Source organism: Brevundimonas sp. UBA7507 (assembly GCF_002478355.1).
GTDB lineage: Bacteria > Pseudomonadota > Alphaproteobacteria > Caulobacterales > Caulobacteraceae > Brevundimonas > Brevundimonas diminuta_D.
Map to the genome: position 1 here is coordinate 249,347 of NZ_DLNP01000011.1, position 7,528 is coordinate 256,874.

The 7,528-nt window shown below is 68.6% G+C and carries 9 protein-coding genes; 8 read left to right on the forward strand and 1 reads right to left on the reverse strand.

Annotation, left to right across the window (positions count from 1 at the left end):
- Positions 1 to 136 precede the first annotated feature (136 nt).
- The 7 genes from B3D50_RS06965 to B3D50_RS06995 all read left to right on the forward strand — a co-directional run bounded on the left by B3D50_RS06965 (position 137) and on the right by B3D50_RS06995 (position 5,258).
- Positions 137 to 1,918, forward strand: coding sequence for a M14 family metallopeptidase (locus B3D50_RS06965; RefSeq protein WP_286950376.1), 1,782 nt, complete (start codon positions 137 to 139; stop codon positions 1,916 to 1,918).
- Positions 1,915 to 2,316, forward strand: a complete 402-nt coding sequence (locus B3D50_RS06970) for an MAPEG family protein (RefSeq protein WP_040345894.1) — start codon at positions 1,915 to 1,917, stop codon at positions 2,314 to 2,316. Before B3D50_RS06965 ends, B3D50_RS06970 begins: the two co-directional genes overlap by 4 nt.
- Before the next feature lie 77 nt (positions 2,317 to 2,393).
- On the forward strand, positions 2,394 to 3,740 hold the full coding sequence (locus tag B3D50_RS06975; RefSeq protein WP_286950378.1) for a TldD/PmbA family protein: 1,347 nt from the start codon (positions 2,394 to 2,396) through the stop codon (positions 3,738 to 3,740).
- A complete protein-coding gene (locus B3D50_RS06980; RefSeq protein ID WP_286950379.1) occupies positions 3,737 to 4,546 on the forward strand; it encodes a 3'(2'),5'-bisphosphate nucleotidase CysQ in 810 nt (269 codons plus the stop codon). Before B3D50_RS06975 ends, B3D50_RS06980 begins: the two co-directional genes overlap by 4 nt.
- 13 nt (positions 4,547 to 4,559) lie before the next feature.
- Positions 4,560 to 4,811: a DUF4170 domain-containing protein gene (locus tag B3D50_RS06985; RefSeq protein ID WP_286950380.1), complete on the forward strand. Its 252-nt coding sequence runs from the start codon at positions 4,560 to 4,562 to the stop codon at positions 4,809 to 4,811.
- A gap of 97 nt (positions 4,812 to 4,908) precedes the next feature.
- Positions 4,909 to 5,070, forward strand: coding sequence for a hypothetical protein (locus B3D50_RS06990; RefSeq protein ID WP_003165767.1), 162 nt, complete (start codon positions 4,909 to 4,911; stop codon positions 5,068 to 5,070).
- Complete coding sequence (locus B3D50_RS06995) at positions 5,067 to 5,258, forward strand: hypothetical protein (RefSeq protein WP_003165768.1); 192 nt, start codon at positions 5,067 to 5,069, stop codon at positions 5,256 to 5,258. The genes B3D50_RS06990 and B3D50_RS06995 overlap by 4 nt, the downstream gene beginning before the upstream one ends.
- Before the next feature lie 3 nt (positions 5,259 to 5,261).
- Here the strand turns inward: B3D50_RS06995 and B3D50_RS07000 are convergent, their stop codons facing one another.
- On the reverse strand, positions 5,262 to 5,927 hold the full coding sequence (locus tag B3D50_RS07000) for a fused DSP-PTPase phosphatase/NAD kinase-like protein (RefSeq protein ID WP_286950382.1): 666 nt from the start codon (positions 5,925 to 5,927) through the stop codon (positions 5,262 to 5,264).
- 103 nt (positions 5,928 to 6,030) lie between these two features.
- On the opposite strand from B3D50_RS07000, the gene B3D50_RS07005 reads away from it, so the two are divergent.
- The coding region (locus tag B3D50_RS07005; RefSeq protein WP_286950383.1) for an ABC transporter ATP-binding protein at positions 6,031 to 7,528 on the forward strand (1,498 nt) is incomplete at its 3' end.

A 7,528-nucleotide genomic window follows, 5' to 3' on the forward strand; every position in this document is an offset into this window, starting at 1 on the left:
AAAGCGGCCGGACGCGCCTCTCGCGAACTGCGCCGGGGTTGCCAGACGGCTGTGATCGGATCACGAAGGGCCTATGCGCCTTGACCGTTTCGTCACAGCGGCCGTCGCCGCCCTAGTTTGTTTCGCGAGCTCCGCCATGTCCCAGACCCCGTCCGCTTCCGTTCCCAACGAAGCCCCGTGGGACCAGGCCTTCCTGCCGCCCGCCCCCGCCTGGGACGGCCCCAGCCGCGCCCTGCTGCGGGGCGCCGCCGATCCGTGGGTTACGGGGTTCGAGGCTGATGCGGCGCATGACTTCTCGCCCAACTACGCCGACACCCGCGCCTGGTTCGACAAACTGGACGCCGCCAGCGACCTGATCCGCATCGAACAGTTCGGAACCTCGCCGGAGGGCCGCCCGATCTACGCCGTGATCGCCTCAAAGGACGGCGCGGCCTTCGATCCGTCCAAGCCGGTCCTGCTGGCTCAAGCGGGCATCCACCCGGGCGAGATCGACGGCAAGGACGCGGGCATGATGCTGCTGCGCGACATCGCCTTCTACGGCAAGGACGGGTTGTTGGACCGCGCCAACCTGATCCTGATCCCGATCCTCAGCGTCGACGGGCATGAGCGCGCGGGCGCCTATTCCCGCCCCAACCAGCGTGGCCCGCGCATTCAGGGCTGGCGCCACACGGCGACGAACCAGAACCTGAACCGCGACTTCATGAAGCTGGATCAGGCCGAGATGCAGGCCGTAATGGGCCTGATCCACAAGTATCAGCCGGACCTCTACGTCGACATCCACGTCACCGACGGCATCGATTATCAATACGACGTCACCTTCGGCTACAACGGCGAGGACGGCGTCTGGAGCCGCAGCCCGGCCATCGCGAAGTGGCTGGACGCCGCCTTCAAGCCCGCCATGTATGAGGCGCTGGAGATGCAGGGCCACATCCCCGGCGAACTAGTCTTCGCCATCGACGACCGCGATCCGAAGAAGGGTCTGAACGACGGCGGCCTGGGCGAGCGTTTCTCCAACGGCTGGGGCTCGGCGGCGCACGTCCCGACAATCCTGATCGAGAACCACAGCCTGAAACCGCATGAGCAGCGGGTGCTGGGAACCTATGTCTTCCTCGAACAGGCGCTGAAGCTGCTGGCTGAAAAGTCCGGCGACCTACGCGCCGCCATCGCCGCCGACCGCGCCCTGCGTCCCGCCGAACTGCCCGCCAATTTCGACAGCGACGAGACGCCCTCGCACACCCGCCCCTTCAAGGGCATCCGCTATGAGACGTTCGACAGCATCGCCTCGGGCCGTCCCGAAATCCGCTGGCTGGGCCAGCCGGACGCCGAACTGTGGCAGATGCCCTTCTACGGCTCCCACCCCACGCTGACGCTGAAGCGGCCGACCGCCTATTGGGTGCCGTCCTATCGTCAGGACGTGATCGAGCGCCTGCGCGTCCACGGCGTGCAGATGGAGACGCTGGACGCCCCGCGCACCGTCGCCGTCGACATGTTGCGCCTTGTCGATCCCAAGGTGTCGGGCCGCACCAATGAAGGCCATGTGCCGATCTCGGTCAGCGACGTCCGGCCCGAGGCCCACGACTGGACCTTCCCCGTCGGCTCCGTCCGCGTGCCGACCGATCAGCCGATGGGCGACGTCGCCATCCTGCTGCTGGAGCCGCAGTCGAACGAGAGCTTCTTCGCCTGGGGGATGTTCCCCGAGGTGCTGAACCGCGTCGAATACATCGAGGCCTACGCCATCGCGCCTCTGGCCGAGAAGATGCTGGCCGCCGATCCGGCGCTGAAGGCCGCGTTCGAGGCCAAGCTGGCCGCCGACCCCGCCTTCGCCGCCGACGGCGACGCGCGTCTGGCCTGGTTCTATGAGCGCACCCCCTTCTACGACCAGCGCTATCGCCTCTATCCCGTGGGGCGTGAAAATTGAGCCTGATCCCGACCATTCAGGCGGCCGCCCTGTGGGGCGGGCTGCTGATCCTGCTGCTGTTCGTCCTGTCGGGCGTGGTGGTGCGGCGCCGTCGTCAGCATCTGGTCGAGTTCGGCGACGGCGGAGTGCGCGAACTGGTCTGCGCCACCCGCGCCTTCTCCAATGCCGCCGAGTACATCCCGGCCGGGATGTGCGGCCTGATCCTGCTGGCCTTCCTCGGCGCCCCGGCCATGCTGATCCATGCGGTCGGCGGGATGCTGTTCGCCGGACGGGTGATCCACGCCCTGGGCCTGCTGTTCCAGGAAGGCCCGTCGCTGGGCCGTTCGGTCGGCATGATCCTGACCTGGCTGGCGCTGCTGGTCGCGGCCGTCAGCCTGATCGCCTGGTCGATCCTCTAAACCCTCCACACTGAACCCTCTCCCGGCGGGAGAGGGTATGCTGTTGCGCCCCCCGTTTCCCTCCGCCATATCGGGGCATGTCCGATAAGACGCCCTCCCCCGACATCCTGAACGATCTGATCTCCGCCGCGCTGAAGGCCGGCGCCGACGCGGCCGAGGCCGTGTCCGCCTATCGCGCCTCCCTGTCCGTCGGCGTGCGCAACGGCGCGCTGGAAGACGTCGAGCGTGAAGAGGCCCGCGATCTGGGCCTGCGCGTCTTCATCGGGCGGCGTCAGGCGACGGTCTCCGCCTCCGACCTGTCCGACGCGACCCGCACCCGCCTGGTCGAGCGCGCCGTAGCGATGGCCAGGCTGGCGCCCGAAGACCCCTATGCGTCCCTCGCGCCGCAGGACCGACTGGCCGCCGCGCCGCACGCCGATCTCGACCTCCATGACCCCGCCGAACGCTCGGCCGAGGCGCTGGAAGCCGCCGCCGCCGAAGCCGAAGCCGCGGCCCTGGCCGTATCGGGCGTGTCCAAATCCGAAGGCGGCCACGCCTCATGGTCGGCCAGCGAATGGCGTCTCGTCACCTCGCACGGCTTCGACGGCCGCCATCGCGGCAGTGCCTTCTCGCTCGGCGTCGGCGTCATCGCCGAGAAGGACGGCGCCATGGAGCGCGGCGGCGAAAGCCGCGCCGTCCGTCACCTGTCCGACCTGCCCGACGCGGCCTCCATCGGCCTGAAGGCGGGCGAGCGCGCCATCGCCCGCGTCGGCCCGCGCAAGATCGCCTCGACCACCGCCCCCGTCATCTTCGAGAACCGCGTCGCGACCCAGGTGCTGTCGCCGCTGCTGGGCGCCATCTCCGGCCCGTCGATCGCGCGCGGCAGCTCCTTCCTGAAGGACAAGCTGAACCAAGCCGTCCTGCCGATCGGCGTCGATCTGATCGACGATCCGTTCCGCCCGCGCGGCCTGGGCTCCACCCCCTTCGACGACGAGGGCGTGGCGGTCGAGCGGCGCGAGATCGTCAGGGACGGCGTCCTGACCACCTGGCTGCTGAACACGGCCTCGGCGGCACAGCTGGGCCTTCAGACCACCGGCCACGCCTCGCGCGGACTGGCGGGACCGTCGGGCGTCTCGACCCACAACCTGCACCTGGCGCCGGGCGAAGGCGATCTGGACGCCCTGATGGCGCAGGCCGGGACGGGCCTGCTGATCACCTCCATGTTCGGCCCCTCGCTGAACGGCAACACCGGCGACTGGTCGGCCGGGGTGTCCGGCTTCTGGTTCGAGAACGGCCAGCGCGCCTATCCGGTCAGCGAAGTCACCGTGGCGGGCAATCTGATCGACCTCTACGCCCGCCTGCAACGCGCGGGCGATCTGGAGTTCCGCGGCGCGTTCAACAGCCCCTCCCTGCTGTTCGACAAGGTGGCGATCGCGGGCAAATGAGCGACCCCTCTTCCGCGCTCTGGGCCGCCGACCTCGCCCTGATCCGCGACGCGGCCCTGGCCGCCGGTCGGCTGGCGCTCGAACACCGCGCGGCCGGGCTGAAGGTCTGGTCCAAGGACGGCGGCTCGCCCGTCACCAGCGCCGATCTGGCGGTGGACCAACTGCTGCGCGACGCGCTGCTAACCGCCCGCCCCAACTACGGCTGGCTGTCCGAGGAGACGGCGGACAGCACGGAGCGCCTGTCGAAGAAACGCATCTTCGTCGTCGACCCGATCGACGGCACCGTCGCCTTCATGAAGAACAAGCCGTGGTGGTGCGTGCCCATCGCCGTAGTCGAGGACGGCCGCCCCGTCGCCGCCGTCATCCACGCCCCGATGATGGACGAGGTGTTCGAGGCCACGCTGGGCGGCGGCGCCCGCCTGCAGGGACGGCCCATCAGCGCCTCCGACACCGACGACCTTGAAGACGCCGAGCTTCTGGCCGACGCCCGGCTGATGGAGGCGCGCGAATGGGACGAGCCGTGGCCCTCAATGCGCTTCTCCAAACGCAACGCCCTGGCCTATCGCATGGCGCTTGTGGCGGCGGGGGCCTTCGATGCGGCCATCGCCATCAGCCCCAAATGGGACTGGGACGTCTGCGCCGGCGCACTGATCGCCGAAGAGGCCGGGGCCAAGGTCAGCGACCATATGGGCCATGCGTGGCGCTTTAATCGCCCCGATCCGCGTCAAACCAGCCTGATATGCGCCGCGCCGGCCCTTCACCCGTTGATCGTGAGGCGCACAGCGCCTATCCCGCTGGCCATCTGACATTCCTCCCGCAATGGACCCCCTCTCCATGGCCGACTCTCACGACCCCCAACTGCTTCACCTCGTCATCGGCGGCGAGATGCGCCACCCGGCCGAGCCCGTCTTCCGCGACCTGTCGCAGGTCGAGTTCGTCGGCGCCTTCGGCAACTATGAAGACGCCAAGAAGGCCTGGAAGGCCCGCGCCCAGGCGACCGTCGACAACGCCCACATGCGCTACTTCATCCTGCACGCGCACAAACTGATCGATCCGCGCACCGACGCCTGATCGAGCATTCACGGCGTCATCACGCCGCTGTTCAGGAACCGCAGGGGCGGCTGATGCGCTTTCTCATCAGTCGCCTTTGTCATGAACAGGATTCGCCATGCTGCCGACCCTCATCGTCCTGCTTCTGGTGGTCGTCGCCGTGGCGGCGATCGTGTGGGTCGTGCGCAAGGGCCCGCCGCACGTCGCCCGCCCCGGCGAGGATCAGGACACCGCCTGGAACGACCCCTTCACCCCTTCTGATCGGGACCGCAGACCTTGACGCTATTCGGCCAGACGCTGGACGGCCAGCAGATCTTCGGCGTGGTCTCCCTGATCGCCGTCCTGGCGCTATGGCTGATCGTCCTGGCCCGCCAACGCGATCACGTCCGTCAGATCAAGCGATGGAAGAAGGAACAGGCGGCGCGCAACGCCCCGCCGCCCGCCGCCGGACGCGGCCCCTGGGGCTGAGGCCTATTCGCGTTTCAACAGGCGGTCGACGACCAGCTTGCCCCACCAGCCGGCCTTGAACTCGGCGCGGATCGCCTTGGGGTCATAGGCGTCGCTTTCGACCCAGTCCTCGAAGCTGACGCCCGTGGGTTCGACCTCGGCGACGTATTTCTCCAGCGTATAGTCCAGCACGCCGGTCAGCCCCTCGCGGCTGTGCAGGGTGCGCTTGCCCAGTTCCTCCATCGCCGCCGAGATCGGTTCGCCCAGGTGGAAGTGGCGATAGAAGACCGCCATCATTCCCGCCCGGTCCGCGCCCGACTTGCAGTGGATCAGGGCCGGATACTCCATCGTCTGGAACAGGGCCTTGGCCCGGCGCACCCGGTCCTTGCCCGGCGGATCGCGCGAATCCAGCGGCGCGTCAATCAGGGTCAGGCCCAGCCGTTCGCACGCGTCCTTCTCCAGCCAGTAATAGGCCTCGTCCCTCTGTCCGCGCAGATTGACGACGGTGCGGATTCCCTGCCGCTTCCACCAGGCCAGCTGGCGCGGCGACGGCTGATTGGTCCGCACCAGGTCCGGCCCGAGCCAGTGGGCGTTGGTGAACGCCGTGCGCAGCAAGGCGTGATCCTTCCAGAAATAGGACCAATGCGCCTTGAAACGGCCGAACGGCGTAGTCAGATCGTAGCGCCCCATGACGGCGAAATAGCGCCGTTTGCACCCGGCGTCACCCGTCCAAGGCCGTCTCTCTCGCGCGCGGCCGCTTGACTTGACGCCTCAGCCGTTCGACCGAAGGCCGATGACCGTTCCCGTCCCCCATGCCGACGCCCGCGAGCCGCTGCGGCCTCTGCTCGCCCGCATCTGGCGCGAGTATCTGTCGCGGCACAAGCCGGCCTTCTTCACCTCCATGCTGCTGGCGGGCGTGTCGGGCGGGCTGACGGCCCTGCTGCTGAAGTTCCTGGAACCGGCCATCGACCTGCTGTTCGGCAAGCACGCAGGCCCCGTGACCATCTGGAACACCGTCACCATCCCGGCGGACAAGGTGCTGATCGCCATCCCCCTGTTCATCATCGCCGTGGCGGTGATCCGCTCGCTGGCCATGGCGGGTCAGGCGGCGCTGGTGAACCGGCTGGGCCACGGCATCGTCGGCGACATCCAGAAACAGCTGTTCTCGGGCATGATCCGGGCCGACCTGTCGCGCCTGCGCAGCCAGCATTCGGGGACGTTCGTCTCCTCCGTCCTGTTCGACGCCAATCTGGTGCGCGAGGCCTTCACTTCGGGCGTGGTCAACTACACCCAGAACGCCCTGATGCTGCTGGGCGTCATCGTCGCCATGAGCTTCATCGACCTGCCGCTGACGCTGATCGTCCTGCTGGGCGTGCCTCTGGTCAGCTGGATCATCCGTCGCTTCGGCAAGAAGTCGAGGAAGGCCGCCCACGGCGCCATGGTCGAGACCGAGGCCCTGTCCAGCGCCCTGATGGAGAACCTGGACGGCGTCCGCGTCATCAAGATCGAAAACCGCGAGGCGGCCGAGGAAACCCGCGTCTCCACCGTCATCGACCGCCGCCAGCGCCACGTCATCAAGGGCGCCGACAGCCGCGCCTTCGCGGGTCCGGCCAGCGACATCGTCGCCTACGGCGTCGTCGCCGCCGTCATGGCCTATGCCGGATGGAGCGCCAGCCGGGGTCATATGACGGTCGGCGCCTTCGCCTCCTTCATCGGCATGCTGCTGCTGGCCGGTCAGGCCCTGCGTCAGGTGACGAACCTGACGACGGTGCTGAGCGAGGGCTTCACCGCTGCGCGACGCCTGTTCGCCGCCCTGGACATCGAGCCCGAGATTCGCGAGGCCAGCGACGCCGCCCAGATCGCGCCTGGCCCCGTCACCGTCGCCCTGGAGCAGGTCTCCTTCGCCTATCGCGCCGACGAGGACGGGTCCGCCCCGACCCTGTCGGACGTCAGCCTGCACGTCGCGCCGGGCGAGACCATCGCCCTGGTCGGCCCTTCCGGCGGCGGCAAGTCGACCATCCTCAGCCTGCTGCCGCGCTTCTATGACGTGACGGCCGGCCGAGTGACGCTGAACGGCCGCGACATCCGCGAGCTGAGCCTGTCGTCCTTACGCGACCACATCGCCCTGGTGACGCAGGAGCCCTTCCTGTTCGACGACACCATCGCCGCCAACATCGCCTATGGCCGCCCCGGCGCCACGGCCGAAGACATCGTGGCCGCCGCCCGCGCCGCCGCCGCTCACGACTTCATCGCCGCCCTGCCTGACGGCTACGCCACCCGCGTGGGCGAGG